We start from the raw sequence: 21,475 nt of genomic DNA, 5'->3' as shown, positions 1-21,475 counted from the left end.
GTCTATGAGGAAGCCAACCGCCGCAAGGGCGACACCTCCGAGAACCTGATCGGCCTGCTCGAGTCGCGTCTCGACGCGATCGTCTATCGCGCCAAGTTCGTGCCGACCATCTTCGCGGCCCGCCAGTTCGTCAACCACGGCCACGTCAACGTCAACGGCAAGCGCACCAATATCGGTTCGTACCGCTGCAAGCCGGGCGACGTCATCGAGGTGCGCGAGAAGTCGAAGCAGCTCGTCATCGTGCTGGAATCGGTAGGCTTGGCCGAGCGTGACGTGCCGGACTATATCGAGGCCGACCACAACAAGATGACCGCGACCTACAACCGCGTTCCCGGCCTGGCGGATGTTCCGTTCGCCGTCCAGATGGAACCGAACCTGGTCGTCGAATTCTATTCGCGCTGATCCGACCAATCGGCGACACCCATCCAAGGCCGCCCTCGAGGCGGCCTTTTCTTTGTTTGTCGCGTCGGCCACGGCGGCAATTCCACCCTGGTCATTTTTTTAGCCGCAATTCAGCGACGGCTAGTGATTCCACTTGGCTGCAAAATGCTCTAAGCGAAGCGGCAACAGAACCGTGGGCACCTGCGCCATGAATATGCTGCCAAACGTCAAATCGCTTGAGCCGATCGCCGACGAGCCGGAAGGCGGATTCCATCCGCTGTTCCGCGACGTGCCATCCTCGGTCGAGTTCAACAAACTGCGCAAGCGGCTGCTGCGGCTCACGCGCCAGGCGATCGAAGACTTCGCCATGGTCAAGCCCGGCGAGCGCTGGCTGGTGGCGCTCTCCGGCGGCAAGGATTCTTATGGCCTGCTTGCCTTGCTGCTCGATCTCAAATGGCGCGGGCTGCTGCCGGTCGAGCTGCTTGCCTGCAATCTCGACCAAGGTCAGCCGAATTTCCCGAAGCACATCCTGCCGGACTACCTCGGCGCCAACGGCATTGCGCATCGCATCGAGTACCAGGACACCTATTCGGTGGTCACCGACAAGCTGCCCGAGGGCAGCACCTATTGCTCGCTCTGCTCGCGGCTGAGACGCGGCCACCTCTACCGCATCGCGCGCGAGGAGGGTTGCACCGCGCTTGTGCTCGGCCACCACCGGGAGGACATCCTCGAAACCTTTTTCATGAACCTCTTCCATGGCGGGCGTCTCGCCGCCATGCCGCCGAAGCTTCTCAATGACGAGGGCGACGTCATGGTTCTGCGCCCGCTCGCCTATTGCGCCGAGGCGGATCTCGAGAAATTCGCCAATGCACTGAAGTTCCCAATCATCCCGTGCGATCTCTGCGGCAGCCAGGAAGGGCTGCAGCGCAACGCCATGAAGGCGATGCTCGACGATATCGAGAAGCGTATGCCTGGCCGCAAGGACACGATGATCCGCGCGATGACCAATGTGCGACCCTCGCATCTGCTCGACCGAAAACTGTTCGACTTCGCCGCGCTCGATGTGCGCCTTACCATGGGAAAAGACATTTCCGATGACGTTTGACATGCAAGCGATCGACTGGCTGGCCGAGCTTCTAGCTGACGCAGCCAAGGCCGAAATCATGCCGCGCTTCCGCCGATTGGGCGAGGGCGATGTTCGCCAGAAGACTTCGGCCGCCGATCTGGTGACGGAGGCGGACGTCAACGCCGAAAGGCTGATCACTGCCAGGCTGCGCGAGCGTTACCCTTCAGCGATGATCCTCGGCGAGGAGGCCTGTTCCGACAATCCGGCCTTGCTCAAAGGGCTCGGCGATGCCGAACTCGCCTTCGTCATCGATCCGGTTGACGGCACCTTCAACTTCGCCTCCGGTGTGCCGCTGTTCGGCGTCATGCTGGGCGTCGTGGTCAACGGCGAGACGGTTGCCGGCATCATCCACGACCCGATCGGGAAGGACTGGCTGATCGGCGCCAGGGGGGCGGGCAGCCATATCCGCCACGCACATGGCGCGCTGGACAGGGTGCGGGTCGCCGAGCCGGTGCCGATCTCCGAGATGACCGGCGCGATCTCGTGGCAGTATCTGAAGGAACCGGAGCGCTCGCGGCTCGCTCGCAACCACACAAAGGCGCTGTCGCAGTTCGGCTATCGTTGCGCCGCGCACGAATACCGGCTGCTGGCGAGCGGCCATGCGCATTTCGTCGTCTACAACAAGCTGATGCCGTGGGACCATCTGGCCGGCGTGCTGATCCATCAGGAGGCCGGTGGTTATGCGGCGCGGATCGACGGCGATGCCTATCTGCCGTCGCATGTCGACGGCGGGTTGTTGGTTGCGCCAGACAAGGATAGCTGGAACGAACTGCGGCGCGAGCTCTGGGCGGAATAGGATCGATTGCGCTGACGAGGGCCAGCCCGTCGGCTGGAAGGTGTCGATCTACACCCTCACGCAAATCCGGAGATGTGAATGAGCACCCGGTCCGCGATGGTCGCTCTGGCTCTCGCCCTCGCCGTGACGATCACCGGTGCTGACGAAGCAGCGGCACGGGAGCGCGCCTGCGGCAGTCGCGATCCCGTAAACTCCATAGCGGAAATGTCGGCTGCCATTTACGCCTGCTGGCGGCCGCCCCGCGGAACTGCCGGCCTGTCCTTGACCCTGCGGTTCTCGCTCCGCCGAGACGGAACGCTCATTGGCAAGCCGCGCGCGACCTTCTCCGTACTCGGATCGAACGATGCATTGAACAGAGCCTTCGTTGCCTCAGTCCTCGAGGCTCTCGATAAGGCCCTGCCGTTACCCTTTACCGAGAGCATGGGCGAGGCGATCGCAGGGCGCATACTTTCGCCCCGCTTCACGGTTGCGCTTGAACGAAAATCCTGAGCGGGTGGCCGTAGGCGAGGGTCTCACACCGGCGGATTGTGGGGCTGGAACAGCCTTCCGCGCTCGGCGATCAGGATCATCAGCAGGGCGGCGAGGGAAACGCTGCAGAAGCCGGCGGCCAATGGCGTGACCGTGCCGTTATAGGCCTGGCCTATCAGCGTTCCGAGCAGGCCGCCGAGAAAGGTCTGCATGAAGCCGAGGATGGAGGACGCCGTGCCGGCAAGCTCGCCGAGCGGCTCCATCGCAAGCGCGTTGAAATTCGCGCCGAGACAGCCAAATGGAACCATCGCTCCGGCAAAGAAGGCGATGAACAGCCAGAGCGGCATCTCGATCTCGAGCGAGACGACGAGCCAGACCAGGCTGATGGCGAGGAAGAGCAGCAGCGCGCTCTGCGACAGGCGCCGCATGCCGACCTTGCCGACGAGCCGCGCGTTGAGGAAGTTCGAGAAGGCGAGCACGCCCGCGACGCCGGCGAAGATCAGCGGAAACAGCTCGCCGACATGGAAGACTTCGAGATAGATCTGCTGCGCGGAATTGATGAAGCCGAACATGGCGCCGAAGATGAAGGTGCTGGCAAAGGCATAGCAAAGCGCGATGCGGTTGGTGAGCACGATGCGGAAGCCGCCGACGACGGCGTTGACGGTTAAGGGCCGCCGGTATTCCGGATGCAGCGTCTCCGGCAAGCGCAACAGCGACCATGCCGACACGATGAGCGCGCCGACGGCCATAGTGACGAAGATCCAGTGCCAGGTGGCGAAAAGCATGATGAACTGGCCGATGCCGGGCGCGACGACCGGTATCGCCATGAACACCATGAAGATCAGAGACATGACCTCGGCCATGCGGCGGCCCTCGAAGGTGTCGCGCACGATGGAGACAGCGATGACGCGGGTGGCCGCCGCGCCGATGCCTTGCACGACACGGCAGGCGAGCAGGGTGGCAAAGGTCGGAGCAACAGCAGCGGCCGCTACCGCCGCCACATAGATGATCAGGCCGGCGACCAGCGGCGCACGGCGGCCGAAACGATCGGAAACCGGACCGAAGAAGAGCTGACCGGTGCCGAAGCCAAGAATGTAGGCTGTGATCACATACTGGCGGTGGTTTTCATTCTCGACGCCGAGCGAGGCGCCGATCTGCTGCAGTGCCGGCAGCATGATGTCGATGGCGAGCGAATTGAGCGCCATCAGCGCCGCGCAGAGCGCAATGAATTCCCAGCGCGGAATGGGTAAGCTTTTTGCCGACTGCTGCGCTAGTGCCTGATTGTCCACGGCAAAATCCGATCAATCAAACGAACACGCGCCGGTCGACCGGCGCATCAATTCGTCTCGTTCTCGAGTTCGAAAGCCAAAGTGCCGAGGTGGGGCGGCCCCGGATGTCACGGCGCAGCCGGCTGGGCCGGCCAGCGCGAGCTCAAATCAGGCGGCGCCTTTGACGCTGACGCCTTTTTCGACCAGGAAATCCTGCAGCTCGCCGGCCTGGAACATCTCGCGCACGATGTCGCAACCGCCGACGAACTCGCCCTTGACGTAGAGCTGCGGAATGGTCGGCCAGTTGGAATAGTCCTTGATGCCCTGGCGCAGCTCGGCCGAGGTCAGCACGTTCACGCCTTTGTAGTCGACCCCGACATAGTCGAGGATCTGCACCACCTGGCCGGAGAACCCGCACTGCGGGAAGCCGGGGGTGCCCTTCATGAAGAGCACGACGTCGTTGCTCTTCACTTCGCTGTCGATGTAGTCGTTGATGCCGCTCATGGGGAATCCTTTCACGCCTGTGGGAGTCAGGCTCGAAGCATGTCCATCAAATAAACCCATAGGTTGGCTGAAACAAGACGTTAGCCGCGACGCACCCGAAATGGCGCAAAGCTTTGGTCCGCCATTGGGCCAAATCCGCCAGCCGGAACTCTTCCCACAAGCGGGCCGGCAGGCCGGTTCTCTTGTCTCGGTGCCGCTGACGGTTTCCCAGGTGCGCACGCGCCAGAATTATAGCTATAGCTAAATCTTGAAGCATGCGCTATCCTTGCCAGTGCCTTGGAGGAACGCGGATATGCGCGAAACGAAATCGCTGCTGGAACAAAAGCTCGATCGAAGGCTGCTTCTGGCCGGTGGCCTGGCGGCCGGCGGCACGGCGGTGATGGCGACCGCGGCGCGCGGGCAGACCGACCACGCCGGTCACGGAACGCCAGGGGCGGCCGAACCGCAGCCGGCGCACCTGTCCGCGCATGGGGCGATGATCACCGTCGGCGAGGTCGATGATAGCCGCAACGGATTCGATCCAGTGAAGCTGCTGAGCGACTGGGAGACCGGGACGGTGTCGACGCTGTCGGACGGGCGGACACTGCGCAGCTTCGAGGTCACGGCCGAGGACAAGGAGATCGAGATCGCGCCCGGCATCCTGTTCCCCGCCTGGACCTATAATGGCCGCGTGCCGGGGCCGTCGCTGCGGGCGACCGAAGGCGATCGCTTGAAGATCGTCTTCCGCAACAACGGCTCGCATCCGCATTCCATGCATTTCCACGGCATTCACGCAGCCCGGATGGACGGCGTTCCCGGCGCCGGTCTGATCGGGCCGGGCGAGGAGTTCGTCTACGAGTTCGATGCCAGGCCGTTCGGCTGCCACCTCTATCATTGCCATGCGCTGCCGCTGAAGCGGCACATCCAGAAAGGTATGTACGGCGCCTTCATCATCGATCCCGATCCCGCCAGGCATCCGGAGCACGAGGCGGTCGCCCGCTCGCGCCTGCTCGGCACGCCGGAGAATGCCGGCTGGCAGGAATTCGTAATGGTGATGAACGCCTTCGACACCAATTTCGACAACGAGAACGAGGTCTATGCCGTCAACACCGTCGCCCATGCCTACGCGAAGAAGCCGATACGGGTGCTGAAGGACAAGCCTGTCCGGATCTATCTCGTGAACGTGGTCGAGTTCGACCCGATCAACTCCTTCCATCTGCATGCCAATTTCTTCGACTACTACAATCAGGGCACGACGCTGACGCCGACACTCAGGACCGTCGATCTGATCACCCAGTGCCAGGCCGAGCGCGGTATCCTCGAGTTCCATTTCAGGGAGCACGAGCCAGGCCTCTACATGTTCCATCCCCACCAGTCGGAGTTTACCGAACTCGGCTGGTCGGGCATGTTCGACGTCGTGGAGGCCTTGTCGTGACCGATGTCAGTCGGACCTCCCGGGATACACAGGCCGGTCGGCCGCGCTGGCTCTCTCTGCTCTGGATCGTTCTGCCGCTTGCCGTGCTCGGGCTCGCGGTTGCGTGGATGGTCTCTTCCGACCCGTTGGCCAGCTTTCGCAACGGCGCGCCGCCGGTCGAGAACCTGACCTTCGAGCGGACAATTATCGGAAACGACGGCATTCGAATCCTCGTGCGGGCCGGTGGGTCGGAACCGATGACGATCGCACAGGTCCAGGTCGACGACGCTTACTGGCAGTTCACGCAGGATCCGCCGGGGCCGATCCCGCGCGGCGCAACGGCATGGATCAGCCTGCCATACCCCTGGGTGCTGGGGGAGGCGCATGCGATCAATGTCGTAACCAGTACCGGGACAACATTCGGGCACGATATCGCCGTCGCCGTACCCACACCGACGCGCAGTTCACCTAGCTTTGCCGCGCAAGCGGTGCTCGGCGGCTTTGTCGGCATCCTGCCCGTGGCGATCGGCCTGATGTTCTATCCGGCACTACGCGGGGTCGGGCGGAACGGCATGGACTTTCTCCTGTCGATGACCGTCGGTCTGCTCGCCTTCCTTTTCGTCGACACGCTCGAGGACGCGTTCGAACTGGCCGGCGAAGCAGCCGCCCTGTTCCAGGGGTCGACCATGATCGTACTCGCAGCCACCGCCAGTTTCCTTCTGCTCATGGCGGCAGGCCGGCGCAGCGGGACACCGACCGGGCTGGCGCTTGCCACCTTCATCGCACTCGGCATCGGCCTGCACAATCTCGGCGAGGGGCTGGCGATCGGCGCCGCCTTCGTTTCGGGCGCAGCCGGGCTCGGCACGTTCCTGGTGCTTGGCTTCACCTTGCACAACATCACCGAAGGCATCGCCATCGCCGCCCCGATCCTGAAGCAGCGACCGCCGCTCAGGACCTTCGCCATGTTGACGCTGCTCGCGGGAGGTCCGGCCGTCGTCGGCCTATGGATCGGCAGCCTCGCCTATGCGCCGCAATGGTCGGCGCTGGCGCTGGCGATCGGCGCCGGAGCGATCCTGCAAGTGATCGTCGAGATGGTTTCGCTGCAGCTTCGCCAGCGCCCCGATGGCTCGCGCGCCTTGCTCGCACCGGCTGCGATGGCCGGGCTGACAGCCGGGGTCGGCTTCATGTACCTCACGGCGATGCTGGTAAAGATCTGAACAACCGCGGCGTCAACACTCAGTCCGGAACGCTGGTCTGCAGGGCGAGCGCATGCAGCACGCCGCCCATATTGCCTTTCAGCGCGTCATAGACCATCTGGTGCTGCTGGACGCGGCTTTTGCCGCGGAAGCTCTCGGCCACCACTTCGGCAGCGTAGTGGTCGCCGTCACCAGCCAGATCGCGAATTGTCACCTTGGCGTCCGGAATGCCTTCCTTGATCAGTCGCTCGATGTCGTGCGCATCCATTGCCATGGCAGAAATCCTGTTTTCGAGCGGGCGCAGCCCGTGCGATGAGAGTCGGGGATAAGCGTAGAGCCTTTCCGGTCCGGATTGAAGCGGTTCCATCCGTGACCGAAGCTTCACGGGACATTCCGATCCGGCTGAGCCGCGTCGCCGGCGGACACATCCTCGTGCGTCGAGTAGGCGCGACCGAGGCTGAAGGTCAGCACGTAGAGCGGCACGTTTATCGCGATGCCGACCATCGGCAAGTAGCTCGTCCACTGCCAGACCAGGGAGAAAAACGGCCGGCCGTAGCCATCGCACATAAGCGAAGAACCATACGCCCAAGCGCTCCGATGGCGGTTGCAATGGCGAAGAGCTTGACGCAAGTGACGATATGCCTTGCCCGAGCCGGCTCCGGCAAAAGGCGCTGCCACAGCACCAGGCACAAAACAGGAATGGCGTAGACGAGGTCCTGAGCGGCCAGCAACGGGATTGCGCCGTTCGCCGCAGCAAGGAACTCGGCTCGCGTTTCGAGCCTTGGACAGACCTCGCTCGAGGTCGTCGACAGCAGCAGAAAGACGAACGGGCCGAGGAACCAGAAAAAGAACAGCGACGGCCAGAAAACCGCTGCAAGCAGCGCCCGGACCGCCAGCCTGGTCAAATGGCCTGATCCATGAAGCGCGGGAACCAGCCCTCATGGGCGGCGGTCAATTCGCTGACCGGAACGGCACGCGCCTCGCCGAGCTTCAGCATGTCGCCACCGGTCGTGCCGATCCACGGCGCGAAGATGCCGAGCTTGCCCTGCTCCGCGCGGATCCTGTCCCATTCGCCGCTTTGCGGGTCGATCGACAAGGTCAGGAGATAACGTCCTTGGTCCTCGCCGAACCAGACCGGGATCGGATCGGTGCCGGTGAGACCGGGAATGATGGCGCCGATGCCGGATGCCATCGCCATTTCGGCCAGCGCCACGGCAAGGCCGCCGTCGGAGACATCGTGCGCGGCAGTCACGATGCCGGAAGCGATCAGCGCGCGCACGTGGTCGCCGACGCGCTTTTCATGTTCGAGGTCGACGGGCGGCGGCGAACCGTCGGCGCGGCCGTGGATGTCGCGCATATAGACCGACTGGCCGAGATGGCTGCCCCATGTCGGCGGCGCGCCGATCAGCACGATCATCTGGCCCTCGGCGGCAAAGCCGACGCGGGCCATCTTCGACCAATCGGCGATCAGCCCGACGCCGCCGATGGTCGGCGTCGGCAGGATGCCGCGGCCATTGGTTTCGTTGTAGAGCGAGACATTGCCGGAGACGATCGGGAAGCCGAGCGCGCGACAGGCGTCGCCGATACCCTTAACCGCTCCGACAAACTGGCCCATGATCTCCGGCCGCTCCGGATTGCCGAAATTGAGATTGTCGGTGGCGGCAAGCGGCAGGGCGCCCGTTGCCGTCAGGTTGCGCCAGCATTCGGCGACGGCCTGCTTGCCGCCCTCATACGGGTCGGCCTCGCAATAGCGCGGCGTGACGTCGGAAGAGAAGGCGAGCGCCTTGGTTGGATGGCCTTCGACGCGCACCACGCCGGCATCGCCGCCTGGGAGCTGCAGCGAATTGCCCTGGATCAGCGTGTCATACTGCTCCCACACCCAGCGGCGCGAAGAGAGGTCCGGTCCGCCCAGCATCTTGAGCAACGCGTCAGCGACGTCGGCCTTGGGCGCGTCATTCGCTGCAAGCGGCGCCGGCTTCTTCGTTTCGACCCAGGGGCGGTCATATTCCGGCGCCTGGTCGCCCAGTTCCTTGATCGGCAGGTTGGCGACCTCGTCGCCGTGGTGCAGCACGCGGAAGCGCAGGTCGTTGGTGGTCGTCCCGACGATGGCGAAGTCGAGGCCCCATTTGCGGAAGATCGCCTCGGCTTCCTCCTCTTTCTCGGGGCGCAGCACCATCAACATGCGCTCCTGGCTTTCCGACAGCATCATCTCGTAGGCGCTCATGCGCTCCTCGCGCACCGGCACCTTGTCGAGATCGAGCTCGATGCCGAGATCGCCCTTGGCGCCCATCTCGACCGCCGAGCAGGTGAGCCCGGCCGCACCCATGTCCTGGATGGCGATGACCGCGCCCGACGCCATCAGCTCGAGGCAGGCCTCCAGCAGGCACTTTTCGGTGAAAGGGTCGCCAACCTGTACGGTCGGCCGCTTCTCCTCGATCTTGTCGTCGAACTCGGCCGAGGCCATGGTGGCGCCGCCGACGCCGTCGCGCCCGGTCTTGGCGCCGAGATAGACGACCGGCAGGCCGACGCCCTTGGCCTGCGACAGGAAGATGGCGTTGGTTTTGGCGAGGCCGGCCGCGAAGGCGTTGACCAAGATGTTGCCGTTGTAGCGGGCGTCGAAATTGACCTCGCCGCCGACGGTCGGCACGCCGAAGGAATTGCCATAGCCGCCGACGCCGGAAACGACTCCAGCAACCAGGTGCCGGGTCTTGGGGTGGTCAGGCGCGCCGAAGCGCAGCGCGTTCATCGCCGCAACCGGTCGCGCGCCCATGGTGAAGACATCGCGCAGGATGCCGCCGACGCCGGTCGCGGCTCCCTGATAGGGCTCGATATAGGAGGGGTGGTTGTGGCTCTCCATCTTGAAGACGACGCAGTCGCCGTCGCCGATGTCGACCACGCCGGCATTCTCGCCCGGCCCCTGGATCACCCGCGGGCCGCTGGTGGGCAGCGTGCGCAGCCATTTCTTGGAAGACTTGTAGGAGCAGTGCTCGTTCCACATCGCCGAGAAGATGCCGAGCTCGGTGAAGCTCGGCTCGCGGCCAACCAGATCGAGGATGCGCTGGTATTCGTCGGGCTTCAGCCCATGCGCGGCGACGAGCTCGGGGGTGATCGGCACGGAATTGGATATGGTCATGAGCGGCGATTGGTATCCGTGGGAGAGGGGGCTTTTCTGAGTCTCCTCTTATCGCAAGCTTTCGAGCGATACACCCCCAAAGCACGACGAAAACGCCGCAAAACCGCTGCGCCGGCACCGGCCGGTAGCGCGAGGCGCTTAGGAAAGGACAGGTCAGGAAAAACTGTCGTAGCCGGCGCGGCCCTCGTCGAGCAGGCGGCGGATGACCGCGACGCCACCGGCGACATCCTTGCTTTGCCGGGGTTGCGAGACACCGAAGCGGACGCCGTGGAAGACTTGCTCGGAACGACCGGCCTTGAACTCATCCTCGTCGTCGATGAGCACGCCCTGCGCCAGGCAGGCATTCTTGAAGGTGCCCGAGAGCCAAGGATCCGGCAAGGTGAGCCAGACGAAGGGCACATTGTCCCGTGCCTTAAAGTCAAAGCCAACCAGCGTCTCGCGCACGACATGGAGACGAGCTTGGATCTCTGCAATGCAGCGCTTGCGGATATCGTTGGCCTGGCCCGACATCACCAGCCTTGTTCCGACCTCCGCCAGCAGAAAGGGCAGCCCGCCGGTCATCATCTTGTGCGCCACGCGGATGCGGTGGCGGTAGGCGGGCGGGCAGGACAGCCAGCCGCCGCGCACGCCGGCCGCGACCGACTTCGACAGGCCGCCGGCTACGATCGTGCGCTCAGGGGCGTATTTGGCGAGCAGTGGCGTCGGATCGTCGGTCAATTCGCCATAAAGATCATCCTCGATCAAGACGACATTGTACTCGCGCGCTATGCGCGCGATCGCCTGGCGCCGCTCCGCCGACAGCGTAACCAGCGTCGGGTTCTTCGCCGTCGGCATCACGAACATCATCTTCGGGTGTTTCTGCGCGCAGACGCGTTCGAAATCGTCGGGATCGAGACCTTCATCGTCCGCCGAGACCAGCGCGGTACGGCGCCCGATCAGACCGGCGCTGCGCGAGATCTGCGAATAGGTGAGATGCTCGAAGACGATCGTGTCGCCAGGCGTGGTGAGCGCCGCGATCGCCGCCATCACCGCCGCATGGGTGCCAAGCGTCGGCACGATCGAATCGGGCGAGGGGTGAAAGGAATTGCGCTTGAGCCAAAGGCCGCCGGCCTCGAACCAGCGCTCCGGGAAATCCCTGGTATAGCTTGAAATGTCGTGGGGGTGCTCCTCCGCCGTCCGCGCCAGCAGTTCGGCAATCAATGCGCCTTGTCCGACATCGGGGGCGGCGGTGCTGTCGAAGCGCAGCTTGCCGCTGGGCGCATCGATGAGCCGCGTTCCGAGCGCGGCGGGCTGCAGCTCGGGCTTGGGGCTCTCCGCGCGTTGCGCGAGCACATAGGTGCCGCGCCCGACCTCCCCACTCACCAGCCCGCGCTCGCGCAGCAACTGATAGGCCCGGCCGACCGTGCCGACCGTAGTGCCAATGTCGTAGGCGAGGTCGCGCTGCGGCGGCAGTTTTGCACCCGCATCGATGACGCCCTTGTCGATCTCTGACTCAATGCTGTCAGCAAGGCGCTGATAGAGAGGGCCGGAACCGGAAGCGAGGTCTGGGAGCCAATTTGTCATGGTGACAATTTTTTATATTGCATCGCGAGACGAGTCAATCGATATGAGAACGCGGGTAGCTAGAGTACAATTGATAGAATTGGTTGATCGCAAGATGAATACAATTGATACATTCCGTTATGACAGCGCCGAGTTGCACGGCCGCCCGTCGGGGCGCCGCAGGTTCGTTGACCGGGTCGTATTCGTGCTTCGTGCCATCGCCAGGCAAATCGACCGAATGCTGGAACGCCGTCGCGGACGCCTTGCGCTCTTGGAGATGACCGACGAGCAGCTCAAGGACATCGGCATTTCGCGCTGCGACGCCCATCGCGAAGGTATCAGGCCGTTCTGGGACTAAGCGCGTCGCGACGCCCTTGATTGTTGCGATGCATGTCAAATCGCTGCGCGGTTTGGGCATACATCGACCGCGAACAGAGCTTCGATGGTATGTTGATTGACGAGCGCGAAAAGCCGACCGTCAATCCTGCATTTGCAGGAAGTGGGCTACGGCCGAGTCACGCGGCAGCGGCGCAGGCTGAATTGCCGGCCTGCCAGCGCGCGATGTCGGAGCCTATGCGCGCGCCCAGCGGTTCGGCCATCAACGGCCCGAACACGTCCACTTTGCGGGAATTGCCTTGTGCTTGCACGACCAGCAGCGGCTTGCCGCCATAGTGGTTGGCAGGCACCAGCAGGAAGCGCGGCGTGCCGCTGTAGGAGTTGAGCTCGTTGGCCATCTGATAGGGCTTGAAGGCCGGGTCCTTGCTGGCGATCCAGCACTTGTGAGCGGCGATGGCGACCTGCTCCATGGCAAGCAGGGAAGCGCTCTTGCCAGAGGGGGGCGGCGTGGTCTTCGAGCCGGACTGGCAAGAGGCGAGCGCAAATCCGGCGGCGGCCAGGAGAGCAAGGCGAGCAATCGTCAGTCTCATGGTCAGGCCGCCCCGTTGGTCTGAAAGAATGGTCTGAAGGAATCGTCTGAAAGGATCAAGCGGCGATGCCAAGCGCGCCTTCGAACAGCGCCCGGCCGTCGCTGCCGCCGTGTGCCGCCTCGATCAGGTTCTCCGGGTGCGGCATCAGACCGAGCACATTGCCCTTCTCGCTGACGATGCCGGCGATGTCGTTGATCGAGCCGTTGGGATTGGTGCCTTCGGCATAGCGGAACACCACCTGGCCTTCGCCTTCGAGGCGCGCCAGCGTTTCGGCGTCGGCGAAATAGTTGCCGTCGTGATGCGCGACCGGTGAGCGAATGATCTGGCCCGGCTGATAGCCGCGGGTGAACATCGTGTTGGCGTTGGCGATCTCGAGCTTCACGTGCCGGCAGACGAATTTCAGCGAGGCGTTGCGCATCAGGGCGCCGGGGAGCAGCCCCGCCTCGACCAGGATCTGGAAGCCGTTGCAGACGCCGATCACCATCACGCCCTTGGCCGCCTTTTCGGCCACTGCCCGCATCACCGGCATGCGCGCGGCGATCGCCCCGCAGCGCAGATAGTCGCCGAAGGAAAAGCCGCCGGGAATGGCGATCAGGTCGACGTCCGGGATTTCGGTGTCGGTCTGCCAGACGGTCGCCGGCGCCTGACCGGAAATCTTGGTCAGAGCCGCGATCATGTCGCGGTCACGGTTGAGCCCAGGCAGGAGGACGACGGCTGATTTCATTTGGGTCGTAGGGCCTCTGGTTTTCGGCGAGTTCGCTGGTTATGCACGCGCTTCAGGAGCCTGTACATCAAATCGCTGGTGGCTTCAGGCATAACCTCTGCGCTGCAACCTCAGGTAATAGCCACACTATAATTCTCAATCACCGTGTTCGCCAGAAGCTTGTCGCACATGGCCTTGAGGTCGGCTTCGGCCTTGGCCCTGTCGGTTCCGGTGAGCTCGATGTCGAAGACCTTGCCCTGCCGCACCTGGCCGACGCCGTCGAAGCCCAGCCCTGAGAGCGCGTGCTCGATCGCCTTGCCCTGCGGGTCGAGAACTCCGTTCTTGAGGGTGACGGTGACGCGGGCTTTCATCGATACTCCTGAGTGATCGGTAGTGCGGAGGGCGGGCGCGCCGTTTCCGGCAGGCCCGCGCTGGCTGTCAGTGCTTCGTGCTCTTCGAGGGCTCGGAAGAGGCAACGAGCACCGGGCCTGTCGGGCGCGGCGGCTCGTTCTCGTTCATGATGCCGAGGCGGCGGGCCACTTCCTGGTAGGCCTCGACCAGGCCGCCCATGTCGCGGCGAAAGCGGTCCTTGTCGAGCTTGTCCTGAGTGGCGACGTCCCACAGCCGGCAGGAATCCGGCGAGATCTCGTCGGCGACAACGATGCGCATCATGTCGCCCTCGAACAGGCGGCCGCACTCGATCTTGAAGTCGACAAGCTGGATGCCGACGCCCAGGAACAGGCCGGAGAGGAAGTCATTGACGCGGATAGCCAGCGCCATGATGTCGTCGATCTCCTGCGGGCTGGCCCAGCCGAAGGCGGTGATGTGCTCTTCCGACACCATCGGGTCGTCCAGCGCATCTGCCTTGTAGTAGAATTCGATGATCGAGCGCGGCAGAACCGTGCCTTCCTCGATGCCCAGGCGCTTTGCGAGCGAGCCGGCGGCGACGTTGCGCACCACCACCTCAAGCGGAATGATCTCGACTTCCTTGATCAGCTGCTCGCGCATGTTCAGCCGGCGGATGAAATGGGTCGGGATGCCCATACGATTGAGGTGATTGAAAATGTGCTCGGAGATGCGGTTGTTGAGCACGCCCTTGCCGTCGACCACCTCATGTTTCTTCTTGTTGAAGGCGGTGGCGTCATCCTTGAAGAACTGGATCAGCGTCCCGGGCTCAGGTCCTTCATAGAGGATCTTGGCCTTGCCTTCGTAAATGCGGCGGCGATTTTTCATCTGATTTTTTCTCTGGATTGGCGGGCAGGCGGCAAGCGACCAGTTCCTGTCCGTCTGCCTAAATTAGTTGTGGCGACGGGTGCGTTCAATGCCGGTGTCTATAGCAATCGTAATGTTTGCTCAATCGGCAAATCCAGCCGATCAACCGCTTTCGGAACCGAAATGCCGCAGCGCAGCATGGGACGTTGCATATTGACCGGCCCGCGACCTTTTGGTTTGTGCTGGGTAAGCACACATATTCATAGCCAAGCGAATCGATTTGATCGGAGGGACGCATGAGCAGCATGAAAGACCGCGAAGAGGGCTTCGAGCGCAAATTCGTCTTCGACGAGGAGCTCCGCTTCAAGGCCTCGGCGCGCCGCAACAGAGCGCTCGGCCTGTGGGCCGCCGAAAAGCTGGGCAAGAGCGGAGCCGATGCCGAGGCCTATGCCAAAGCGGTAGTCGTCTCCGACATCGAGGAGGCCGGCGACCATGACGTCTTCCGCAAGATCCGCGAGGACTTCGACGCCGCGGGCGTCAACCAGTCGGACCATCAGATCCGCCGCACCATGGACGAGCTGATGGCGCAGGCGATCGAGCAGGTCAAGAACACGTAAAAATCGTTGGACCAATCGACCGCCCGGCTCAGCCGGGCGGTTTTCTTTGCCTTGCCGCCGTTTCCGGCTGAGACTGCGGATCGTTACCAAGGAAGTTCCGATGTCGCTCAAGTCCCGCCTGGCCGCCGACGAAACGCTGTTCACCGCCTGGTCCGGCGTGCCGGACGCGCTGACGGTAGAGATCATCGCCAAGCAGGGCTTTGATGCCGTTACCCTCGACATGCAGCATGGCGGCCACCACGAGGACAGCGTTCTGCGCGGCCTGGTGCCGGTGCTTGCCGCCAACAAGCCGGCGCTGGTGCGCATCCCGGTCGGGCGCTTCGACATGGCGAGCCGGGCGCTCGATTTCGGCGCAGAGGCGGTGATCGCGCCGATGGTCAATTCCGTTGACGACGCCAGGCAGTTCGCCGCAGCGATGAAGTACCCGCCGATGGGCGAGCGTTCTTGGGGCCCGACCTATGCCTTCCCGCGCCATGGGAAGGGCGACCATGCCGAGTGGCTGCGCGACTCGAACCAGCGCACCATGGCCTTTGCCATGGTCGAGACGCGTGCGGCGTTCGAGGCGCTGGAGGGCATCCTCGAGACGCCCGGCATCGATGGCATCTTCGTCGGGCCGTCGGATTTCTCGATCGCTTGGTCGAAGGGCACCACCGTCAATTCGACGCTGGAAAGCATGATGGAGACGGTCGCCTCGATCGCCGAGCGGACGCGCAAGGCAGGCAAGCACGCCGCGATCTATGTCATCGAGCCGGCCATTGCCGGCCGCGTCGTGTCGATGGGCTATCGGCTGCTCGCCATGGGTTCTGACCACACGCTGATCTCGCTCGGAGCCAGGACGCTGCTGAAGAGCATGCGGGATTCGATCGGCGCCTGAGGCGTTTCAAGGCTCCTTCAGTTCCGTGAGGAACTTGGCGAAGGTCATCGATCCCTCCGGCCAGGGGCCGAAGCCCGCGTCCTGGTTGAGATGGCCGGCGTCGCCGGCGTCGATGAACAGCGAACCCCAGGCGGCGGCGATATCCTCGGCAACCTCAAAGGCGCAGAACGGGTCGTTGCGGCTGGCGATCACGATCGACGGAAAGGGCAGGGGATCGCGCGAATAGGGCCCGAAGGTCATCAGGTGCCTCGGCCTGATCTCCGGATTGGCGACATCAGGGGGCGCCACGAAGAAGGCGCCCGCGACCGGCTTCTGGAATTGCGGGATCGCCTGCACCGCCGCCGCCACACCCAGCGAATGCGCGACGATGACCACCGGCCGCTCGGCCTCGTTGACAGCTTTCGCTACACTTGCCGTCCAGTCCTCGCGCACGGGTTTCGTCCACTCGGCCTGTTCGACCCTGCGTGCCGTCGACAATTTCGATTGCCAGCGGGTCTGCCAATGCTCGGGACCGGAGTTGGTGTAGCCGGGTATGATGAGGATATCGGCGTCCTTGACTTTCATGGCGCCGATGTAGCGAGCGCCCCTGTCTGATGCAACCGGCCGGTGGAATGCAGTGGCATCACAAAGGTGAACAACGTGTTCGATTCTTTCAACCTTGTGTGAACGATGGTGATGAACGATCTGGAGTCTGGAGAGGGAACAGGAATGACTAATAAACGTCGGAGCGACTGCCCATCGTGAGATCGGCGCACGAACGGAGAGTGCGATGAGCGAACTGCCTTTTGCCGCGACCACCCCGGTCAGCGTCGCGCGTGTCGGGTTGAAGGCGCGCGATGCCGAAAACCTTGCCGCCTATTATCGTGCCGTCGTCGGCCTGCAGGAGTTGAGCCGCGCCGATGGCGCGATCACCCTCGGCGCCGCGGGCCGCCCGCTGCTGGTGCTGGAGCAGGATGCCTCGGCCAAGCCTGACGACCCGCGCAGCGCCGGCCTTTTCCACACTGCGTTCCTGCTGCCGTCGCGCGCCGATCTCGGCCGGTGGATCAGCCATGCCGCCGCCAACCGGATCGGCATCGAAGGCGCCTCGGACCATCTGGTCAGCGAGGCGCTCTACCTCACCGACCCTGAAGGCAACGGCATCGAGATCTACGCCGATCGCCGTCCGCAGGATTGGAAATGGAACGGCGACAAGATCGCAATGTCGACCGAGCGGCTGAATCTCCCCGCGGTCGTCGCCAGCGTGCCCGTCGGTGATGCCGGCTGGCAGGGAGCGCCGGAAAACACCATTGTCGGCCATGTCCACCTGCGCGTCGGGCGTCCGGAAGACGCCGAAGCGTGGTGGCATGACGAATTCGGCTTCGACACGGTCGCCAAATATGGCGGTCAGGCGGTGTTCCTGTCCTCCGGCCACTACCACCACCATATCGGTGCCAATTCCTGGCGCAGCGCCGGCGCCGGCCGCCGCGATCCCTCCCGCTCGGGCCTCGCCTGGGTCGAAATGCGCTCGGATAACGTGAAGGCCGAGACGACGCGTGAAGATCCCTGGGGCACGGTGATGAGGACGGTGCCTGGCAAGGCCTGATTAGGCTGCGCCACGCTAGCGGGGCGCCCTTCACTCGGACTCAAGCCTCTCCAAACACCCGCTTGAAGATCGTGTCGACATGCTTGGTGTGATAGCCGAGGTCGAACTTCTCGCGGATCTCGGCCTCGGGCAGTGCCGCTGTCACGTCCTTGTCGGCAAGCAGTTCCTCAAGGAAATCAGCACCTTGCTCCCATACCTTCATGGCATTGCGCTGCACCAGGCGATAGGCATCCTCGCGTGACACGCCAGCCTGGGTCAACGCCAGCAGCACGCGCTGCGAATGCACCAGGCCGCGGAACTTGTTGAGGTTCTTCTCCATGTTCTCGGGGTAAACGAGCAGCTTATCGACGACACCGGTCAGGCGTGCCAAGGCGAAGTCGAGCGTCACCGTCGCGTCCGGTCCGATCATGCGCTCCACCGAGGAGTGCGAGATATCGCGCTCGTGCCACAGCGCCACATCCTCCATGGCCGGCATGGCGTAGGAGCGGACCATGCGGGCAAGGCCGGTGAGATTCTCGGTCAACACCGGGTTGCGCTTGTGCGGCATCGCCGACGAGCCCTTTTGTCCCGGCGAGAAATATTCTTCCGCTTCCAGCACCTCGGTGCGCTGCAGATGCCGGATCTCGACGGCCAGGCGCTCGACCGACGAGGCGATCACGCCGAGCGTAGCGAAGAACATCGCATGGCGGTCTCGCGGGATGACCTGAGTCGAGACCGGTTCCGGCTTCAGGCCGAGTTTCTTCGCCACATGCTCTTCGACATAGGGATCGATGTTGGCGAAGGTGCCGACCGCGCCCGAGATGGCGCAGGTGGCGATGTCTTCGCGCGCGTGCAGCAACCGCTCGCGGCAACGCGAAAATTCGGCATAGGCCAGCGCCAGCTTGACGCCGAAGGTGGTCGGCTCGGCGTGGATACCGTGGCTGCGGCCGATGGTGATGGTATCCTTGTGCTCGAAGGCGCGGCGCTTCAGGGCCACAAGCAGCGCGTCAATGTCGGCAAGCAGGATGTCGCTGGCGCGTGTCAATTGCACCGCAAGACACGTGTCGAGAACGTCCGACGAGGTCATGCCCTGGTGAATGAAGCGGGCGTCCGGTCCGACGAATTCGGCGAGATGGGTCAGGAATGCAATCACGTCATGCTTGGTGACGCGCTCGATCTCGTCAATTTTGCCAACGTCGAATTTGGCCGCGCCGCCCTTCTCCCAAATCGTCTTCGCGGCTTCCTTCGGGATGACGCCGAGCTCGGCCAGCGCATCGCAGGCATAAGCCTCGATCTCGAACCAGATGCGGAACCGGGTTTCGGGCGACCAGATGGCGACCATTTCCGGCCGGGAATAGCGAGGGATCATGGTTTCTTAGTCCTGCTGGGAGAAGCTTTGGCCGCGTCCTAACAGAGGCCGGCTCAATGCTCAACGCCGCCGGCGTGCAAACCAGATGCTGGCGGCGGCAAGTACGGCAAAGCCGAACGGAAAATAGAGCCGGACGCCCAGGACGACGAACTGGTAGAGCGCGGCGAGGACCGTGAACACGAACTCAGACGCCCAGGTCCGCGTGAAGGCCGGCGCGTGCCACTCGGCGTAGTAAGAACGGTATTGCAGGGCAAACAGCCCGCCGGTGAAAGCGAGCGTCGCGCCAAGCAGGCATACGAAAGCTGCGGCGAGCGCGGTTTCCCAGTGGCGGCCGCGCGATACCAGTGCGGCGAACGTCAGCCCGACCGAAAAAGCAAGCGCGCCGCCGAGCGCATAAAGCAGCACGACGAAGCGGGCGCTGTCCGGCGTCTCCCAATAATACAGATTGAGGAAAGTGCTCGCCGCCATCGCAAGCCCCCACAGCAGGGCGCCGACAATTGCCGAGCTTGCTGATGGCAGAGCGTCGCGCAGGCGGTTTGCCAGGCGCAGACGCAAGGAGGCCGGCTGCAGCGACGTTACGGTCACTGGGCCACGTTCCGCGGCGAAAAGCGGTTCGCGTTGCGTGGTGTTGGCAATGCTCCCTGTCTCATTGGCATCATGGCTATCATGCCATGGTGAACAAGACATGCCGCTCGATGCATCCAATCCCGCGGCCGTTTGTTATTGTGGGCGGCCGACAGGGACGCGCGGCCACCCACCGGAGGGACCAGCATGACCGTCGATCTTAGTAAGATACGCGAGCATATGGAAGTAGTCGGCGCCGATGGCGTCCATGTCGGTACCGTCGACAAGGTCGAGGGGCAGCGCATCAAGCTAACCAAGGCCGACAGCGGCATGGGCTCGCACAAAGGCCACCACCATTATGTTCCGCTGGCTCTGGTCGCGGAGATCGAAGGAAAGAAGGTCTGGCTCTCGGCGAATTCGGAAGTCGCGGTGACGTTCGAGGAAGAGAAGTCCGACCCGACCTGACCGGCGTCCAGAACTCTAGCGGGACGACCAGACCGGAAAGAGATCGCCGTCGGCCGGCGTCGCCGCGTGGACGCCGCGGCTGATGGCGCGGGCCATCGTAGACCCCGCTGCGGCATAGAGATCGATCGCTGCATCGGCGCTGAGTTCGATGCCGCTCCTGCCGGTCGCGAGCGCAAAGACGAGATCGCCGTCGGCCGGTGTGTGCGTCGGCCAGATGGCGCGGGCAAATCCGTCATGCGCCGAAATCGCCAGCCGTTTGGCGGCCGACTTGGAAAGCACGGCATCGGTGGCAATGACGGCAATCGTCGTGCTGGCGCCCTCTGGTGGTTCCCCTGCGCGCCTGTCGCGGTACTTCAAGAGTATCTTCCTGGCGTCTTCCGGTATCGGGTCGGGATAACCCAAGCCGCCGAATTCATCGCCCATCTCGAAGGGAGCGGCCCAGAAATGGCGGCTGCGTCCGACCGTCACCGAACCGGTCGGGTTGACGGCGGCGAGCGCGCCGATGGTGACGCCGCTGTCGAGCATCGTCGAGGCCGAACCCAGCCCGCCCTTCAGACCGGAAGTCAGAGCGCCGGTACCGGCGCCGACCGTACCGAGCGGGAAATCGGTCGTTGTCGCCTGAGCCGCCTCGTAGCCAAGCTCGCGATAGGGCGGATAGCGGCCCCAATCCTTGTCGCCGCCATTGCGCAGGTCGAAGAGGATCGCGGCCGGCACGATCGGCACGCGAAAACCACCCACCTCGACGCCGATGTTTTTCTCCCGCAGCGCCGCCTGGACGCCGGAAGCGGCATCGAGGCCGAAGGCCGAGCCGCCGGACAGCACGACTGCGTGAATGGTCGCGATCGAGTTTTGCGGCTCGAGCAGGTCGGTCTCACGCGTGCCTGGTGCGCCACCCAGCACCTGGACTCCGGCCACCGCCGGCTCCTCGCAAAGCACTACCGTGACGCCGGACTTCAGCCTGGCGTCAGCAGCATTGCAGACGGTGAGTCCGGCGACGTCGGTGATCAGGTTGCGTGGACCGGTGCGGAACATCAGTTTTCCTCCAGCGGCACGAAATGGGTGCCGTCGAAGCGGAAGGCGCGGAATGGGTTTTGGCGGAGATCGCCCTTTTCGTCGAAGCGGACGGTGCCGATAGCGGTCGCGAAATCATGGTCGGTCAGCGTCTTGGCGAGCGGCTTGCCGGAGCTTTCTGCGTCGACCGCTGCCGCCTTGGCGACCTCCACCGCGGCATAAGCCGGCAGCGTGTAGCCGTCGGTCACGATCTTCCTTTCGCCAAAGGCCTGCACGACCTTGGGGTCCGCGACTTCTGCCCACTCCGGCAGCGCGATCATCAGTGTGCCGGCCGCATAGGGCACATCGCCGGGTGGCGTGCGCAGC

General features: G+C 63.8%; 25 protein-coding genes and 1 pseudogene. 11 read left to right on the top strand and 15 right to left on the bottom strand.

Annotated elements, in window-relative coordinates:
• From rpsD to EOA49_RS20060, 4 genes are all read left to right on the top strand, one after another.
• A partial coding sequence (gene rpsD / locus EOA49_RS20075) for a 30S ribosomal protein S4 (RefSeq protein WP_127243316.1) occupies positions 1 to 402 on the top strand: 402 nt, incomplete at its 5' end.
• Between the two features lie 187 nt (positions 403 to 589).
• Positions 590 to 1,486 carry a tRNA 2-thiocytidine(32) synthetase TtcA gene (gene ttcA, locus EOA49_RS20070; RefSeq protein WP_067328461.1) on the top strand — a complete coding sequence of 299 codons (897 nt, stop codon included), beginning with the start codon at positions 590 to 592 and terminating at the stop codon, positions 1,484 to 1,486.
• Positions 1,476 to 2,303 (top strand): inositol monophosphatase family protein, encoded by an 828-nt coding sequence (locus tag EOA49_RS20065; protein ID WP_127241472.1) that lies wholly within the window; start codon positions 1,476 to 1,478, stop codon positions 2,301 to 2,303. Before ttcA ends, EOA49_RS20065 begins: the two co-directional genes overlap by 11 nt.
• Positions 2,304 to 2,381: 78 nt before the next feature.
• Entirely contained in the window at positions 2,382 to 2,792 is a 411-nt protein-coding gene (locus EOA49_RS20060; protein WP_127241473.1) for a hypothetical protein, read from the top strand.
• A gap of 23 nt (positions 2,793 to 2,815) precedes the next feature.
• Here the strand turns inward: EOA49_RS20060 and EOA49_RS20055 are convergent, their stop codons facing one another.
• Complete coding sequence (locus EOA49_RS20055; protein ID WP_066995308.1) at positions 2,816 to 4,015, bottom strand: multidrug effflux MFS transporter; 1,200 nt, start codon at positions 4,013 to 4,015, stop codon at positions 2,816 to 2,818.
• A gap of 192 nt (positions 4,016 to 4,207) precedes the next feature.
• The gene (grxD, locus tag EOA49_RS20050) at positions 4,208 to 4,543 is read right to left on the bottom strand and encodes a Grx4 family monothiol glutaredoxin (protein WP_066995148.1); all 336 of its coding nucleotides are present in this window, start codon (positions 4,541 to 4,543) and stop codon (positions 4,208 to 4,210) included.
• 292 nt (positions 4,544 to 4,835) lie between these two features.
• Here grxD and EOA49_RS20045 point away from each other — a divergent pair, with 292 nt between their 5' ends.
• Positions 4,836 to 5,957 (top strand): multicopper oxidase domain-containing protein, encoded by a 1,122-nt coding sequence (locus EOA49_RS20045; RefSeq protein ID WP_127241474.1) that lies wholly within the window; start codon positions 4,836 to 4,838, stop codon positions 5,955 to 5,957.
• Positions 5,954 to 7,153 (top strand): ZIP family metal transporter, encoded by a 1,200-nt coding sequence (locus EOA49_RS20040; RefSeq protein WP_127243315.1) that lies wholly within the window; start codon positions 5,954 to 5,956, stop codon positions 7,151 to 7,153. The genes EOA49_RS20045 and EOA49_RS20040 overlap by 4 nt, the downstream gene beginning before the upstream one ends.
• 19 nt (positions 7,154 to 7,172) lie before the next feature.
• Here the strand turns inward: EOA49_RS20040 and EOA49_RS20035 are convergent, their stop codons facing one another.
• The 4 genes from EOA49_RS20035 to EOA49_RS20020 form a co-directional block, all read right to left on the bottom strand.
• Entirely contained in the window at positions 7,173 to 7,406 is a 234-nt protein-coding gene (locus tag EOA49_RS20035; RefSeq protein ID WP_023674714.1) for a BolA family transcriptional regulator, read from the bottom strand.
• A 107-nt stretch (positions 7,407 to 7,513) separates the two neighbouring features.
• Positions 7,514 to 7,699 carry a hypothetical protein gene (locus EOA49_RS33570; RefSeq protein WP_245460744.1) on the bottom strand — a complete coding sequence of 62 codons (186 nt, stop codon included), beginning with the start codon at positions 7,697 to 7,699 and terminating at the stop codon, positions 7,514 to 7,516.
• 334 nt (positions 7,700 to 8,033) lie between these two features.
• A complete protein-coding gene (gene purL, locus EOA49_RS20025; protein ID WP_127243314.1) occupies positions 8,034 to 10,265 on the bottom strand; it encodes a phosphoribosylformylglycinamidine synthase subunit PurL in 2,232 nt (743 codons plus the stop codon).
• 153 nt (positions 10,266 to 10,418) lie between these two features.
• Entirely contained in the window at positions 10,419 to 11,828 is a 1,410-nt protein-coding gene (locus EOA49_RS20020; protein ID WP_127243313.1) for a PLP-dependent aminotransferase family protein, read from the bottom strand.
• 94 nt (positions 11,829 to 11,922) lie between these two features.
• On the opposite strand from EOA49_RS20020, the gene EOA49_RS20015 reads away from it, so the two are divergent.
• Positions 11,923 to 12,165: a DUF1127 domain-containing protein gene (locus tag EOA49_RS20015; RefSeq protein ID WP_067328464.1), complete on the top strand. Its 243-nt coding sequence runs from the start codon at positions 11,923 to 11,925 to the stop codon at positions 12,163 to 12,165.
• 157 nt (positions 12,166 to 12,322) lie between these two features.
• Here the strand turns inward: EOA49_RS20015 and EOA49_RS20010 are convergent, their stop codons facing one another.
• From EOA49_RS20010 to purC, 4 genes are all read right to left on the bottom strand, one after another.
• Positions 12,323 to 12,733 carry a hypothetical protein gene (locus tag EOA49_RS20010; protein ID WP_095825272.1) on the bottom strand — a complete coding sequence of 137 codons (411 nt, stop codon included), beginning with the start codon at positions 12,731 to 12,733 and terminating at the stop codon, positions 12,323 to 12,325.
• A 55-nt stretch (positions 12,734 to 12,788) separates the two neighbouring features.
• Positions 12,789 to 13,457 carry a phosphoribosylformylglycinamidine synthase subunit PurQ gene (gene purQ, locus EOA49_RS20005; RefSeq protein ID WP_067328327.1) on the bottom strand — a complete coding sequence of 223 codons (669 nt, stop codon included), beginning with the start codon at positions 13,455 to 13,457 and terminating at the stop codon, positions 12,789 to 12,791.
• Between the two features lie 110 nt (positions 13,458 to 13,567).
• Complete coding sequence (purS, locus tag EOA49_RS20000; RefSeq protein WP_095825273.1) at positions 13,568 to 13,807, bottom strand: phosphoribosylformylglycinamidine synthase subunit PurS; 240 nt, start codon at positions 13,805 to 13,807, stop codon at positions 13,568 to 13,570.
• 67 nt (positions 13,808 to 13,874) lie between these two features.
• Complete coding sequence (purC, locus tag EOA49_RS19995; RefSeq protein WP_040969563.1) at positions 13,875 to 14,669, bottom strand: phosphoribosylaminoimidazolesuccinocarboxamide synthase; 795 nt, start codon at positions 14,667 to 14,669, stop codon at positions 13,875 to 13,877.
• Positions 14,670 to 14,944: 275 nt separating this feature from the next.
• On the opposite strand from purC, the gene EOA49_RS19990 reads away from it, so the two are divergent.
• Positions 14,945 to 15,265 (top strand): DUF1476 domain-containing protein, encoded by a 321-nt coding sequence (locus tag EOA49_RS19990; protein ID WP_066995175.1) that lies wholly within the window; start codon positions 14,945 to 14,947, stop codon positions 15,263 to 15,265.
• 100 nt (positions 15,266 to 15,365) lie between these two features.
• The gene (locus EOA49_RS19985) at positions 15,366 to 16,139 is read left to right on the top strand and encodes an HpcH/HpaI aldolase/citrate lyase family protein (RefSeq protein ID WP_127241393.1); all 774 of its coding nucleotides are present in this window, start codon (positions 15,366 to 15,368) and stop codon (positions 16,137 to 16,139) included.
• 6 nt (positions 16,140 to 16,145) lie between these two features.
• Here EOA49_RS19985 and EOA49_RS19980 read toward each other — a convergent pair whose 3' ends face one another.
• The gene (locus tag EOA49_RS19980; protein WP_067328331.1) at positions 16,146 to 16,703 is read right to left on the bottom strand and encodes an alpha/beta hydrolase; all 558 of its coding nucleotides are present in this window, start codon (positions 16,701 to 16,703) and stop codon (positions 16,146 to 16,148) included.
• Positions 16,704 to 16,908: 205 nt separating this feature from the next.
• Here EOA49_RS19980 and EOA49_RS19975 point away from each other — a divergent pair, with 205 nt between their 5' ends.
• Positions 16,909 to 17,721 (top strand): VOC family protein, encoded by an 813-nt coding sequence (locus EOA49_RS19975; RefSeq protein WP_127241394.1) that lies wholly within the window; start codon positions 16,909 to 16,911, stop codon positions 17,719 to 17,721.
• A 40-nt stretch (positions 17,722 to 17,761) separates the two neighbouring features.
• Here EOA49_RS19975 and purB read toward each other — a convergent pair whose 3' ends face one another.
• Positions 17,762 to 19,069 (bottom strand): adenylosuccinate lyase, encoded by a 1,308-nt coding sequence (gene purB, locus EOA49_RS19970; protein WP_127241395.1) that lies wholly within the window; start codon positions 19,067 to 19,069, stop codon positions 17,762 to 17,764.
• Positions 19,070 to 19,129: 60 nt separating this feature from the next.
• The gene (locus EOA49_RS19965) at positions 19,130 to 19,654 is read right to left on the bottom strand and encodes a hypothetical protein (protein WP_245322423.1); all 525 of its coding nucleotides are present in this window, start codon (positions 19,652 to 19,654) and stop codon (positions 19,130 to 19,132) included.
• A gap of 186 nt (positions 19,655 to 19,840) precedes the next feature.
• Between EOA49_RS19965 and EOA49_RS19960 the strand changes: the two genes are divergently transcribed.
• Complete coding sequence (locus EOA49_RS19960) at positions 19,841 to 20,098, top strand: DUF2171 domain-containing protein (RefSeq protein WP_095800838.1); 258 nt, start codon at positions 19,841 to 19,843, stop codon at positions 20,096 to 20,098.
• 15 nt (positions 20,099 to 20,113) lie between these two features.
• Here EOA49_RS19960 and EOA49_RS19955 read toward each other — a convergent pair whose 3' ends face one another.
• Together EOA49_RS19955 and EOA49_RS19950 are read right to left on the bottom strand one after the other, a co-directional pair.
• Entirely contained in the window at positions 20,114 to 21,130 is a 1,017-nt protein-coding gene (locus tag EOA49_RS19955) for a P1 family peptidase (protein WP_127241396.1), read from the bottom strand.
• A pseudogene (locus EOA49_RS19950) lies at positions 21,130 to 21,475 on the bottom strand (ABC transporter substrate-binding protein); the annotation flags it as partial. The gene EOA49_RS19955 and the pseudogene EOA49_RS19950, both read right to left, overlap by 1 nt.

Source organism: Mesorhizobium sp. M1A.F.Ca.IN.020.04.1.1, assembly GCF_003997315.1.
Lineage (GTDB): Bacteria > Pseudomonadota > Alphaproteobacteria > Rhizobiales > Rhizobiaceae > Mesorhizobium.
This window is presented reverse-complemented; position numbering and strand designations above follow the sequence as displayed.

Excerpts from the sequence above, each read along its gene's own strand:
- ttcA (WP_067328461.1), top strand. The coding sequence starts at position 590 with ATGAATATGCTGCCAAACGTCAAATCGCTTGAGCCGATCGCCGACGAG.
- EOA49_RS20065 (WP_127241472.1), top strand. The coding sequence starts at position 1,476 with ATGACGTTTGACATGCAAGCGATCGACTGGCTGGCCGAGCTTCTAGCT.
- EOA49_RS20060 (WP_127241473.1), top strand. The coding sequence starts at position 2,382 with ATGAGCACCCGGTCCGCGATGGTCGCTCTGGCTCTCGCCCTCGCCGTG.
- grxD (WP_066995148.1), bottom strand. The coding sequence starts at position 4,543 with ATGAGCGGCATCAACGACTACATCGACAGCGAAGTGAAGAGCAACGAC.
- EOA49_RS20045 (WP_127241474.1), top strand. The coding sequence starts at position 4,836 with ATGCGCGAAACGAAATCGCTGCTGGAACAAAAGCTCGATCGAAGGCTG.
- EOA49_RS20035 (WP_023674714.1), bottom strand. The coding sequence starts at position 7,406 with ATGGCAATGGATGCGCACGACATCGAGCGACTGATCAAGGAAGGCATT.
- EOA49_RS33570 (WP_245460744.1), bottom strand. The coding sequence starts at position 7,699 with ATGTGCGATGGCTACGGCCGGCCGTTTTTCTCCCTGGTCTGGCAGTGG.
- purL (WP_127243314.1), bottom strand. The coding sequence starts at position 10,265 with ATGACCATATCCAATTCCGTGCCGATCACCCCCGAGCTCGTCGCCGCG.
- EOA49_RS20020 (WP_127243313.1), bottom strand. The coding sequence starts at position 11,828 with ATGACAAATTGGCTCCCAGACCTCGCTTCCGGTTCCGGCCCTCTCTAT.
- EOA49_RS20015 (WP_067328464.1), top strand. The coding sequence starts at position 11,923 with ATGAATACAATTGATACATTCCGTTATGACAGCGCCGAGTTGCACGGC.
- EOA49_RS20010 (WP_095825272.1), bottom strand. The coding sequence starts at position 12,733 with ATGAGACTGACGATTGCTCGCCTTGCTCTCCTGGCCGCCGCCGGATTT.
- purQ (WP_067328327.1), bottom strand. The coding sequence starts at position 13,457 with ATGAAATCAGCCGTCGTCCTCCTGCCTGGGCTCAACCGTGACCGCGAC.
- purS (WP_095825273.1), bottom strand. The coding sequence starts at position 13,807 with ATGAAAGCCCGCGTCACCGTCACCCTCAAGAACGGAGTTCTCGACCCG.
- purC (WP_040969563.1), bottom strand. The coding sequence starts at position 14,669 with ATGAAAAATCGCCGCCGCATTTACGAAGGCAAGGCCAAGATCCTCTAT.
- EOA49_RS19990 (WP_066995175.1), top strand. The coding sequence starts at position 14,945 with ATGAGCAGCATGAAAGACCGCGAAGAGGGCTTCGAGCGCAAATTCGTC.
- EOA49_RS19985 (WP_127241393.1), top strand. The coding sequence starts at position 15,366 with ATGTCGCTCAAGTCCCGCCTGGCCGCCGACGAAACGCTGTTCACCGCC.
- EOA49_RS19980 (WP_067328331.1), bottom strand. The coding sequence starts at position 16,703 with ATGAAAGTCAAGGACGCCGATATCCTCATCATACCCGGCTACACCAAC.
- EOA49_RS19975 (WP_127241394.1), top strand. The coding sequence starts at position 16,909 with ATGAGCGAACTGCCTTTTGCCGCGACCACCCCGGTCAGCGTCGCGCGT.
- purB (WP_127241395.1), bottom strand. The coding sequence starts at position 19,069 with ATGATCCCTCGCTATTCCCGGCCGGAAATGGTCGCCATCTGGTCGCCC.
- EOA49_RS19960 (WP_095800838.1), top strand. The coding sequence starts at position 19,841 with ATGACCGTCGATCTTAGTAAGATACGCGAGCATATGGAAGTAGTCGGC.
- EOA49_RS19955 (WP_127241396.1), bottom strand. The coding sequence starts at position 21,130 with ATGTTCCGCACCGGTCCACGCAACCTGATCACCGACGTCGCCGGACTC.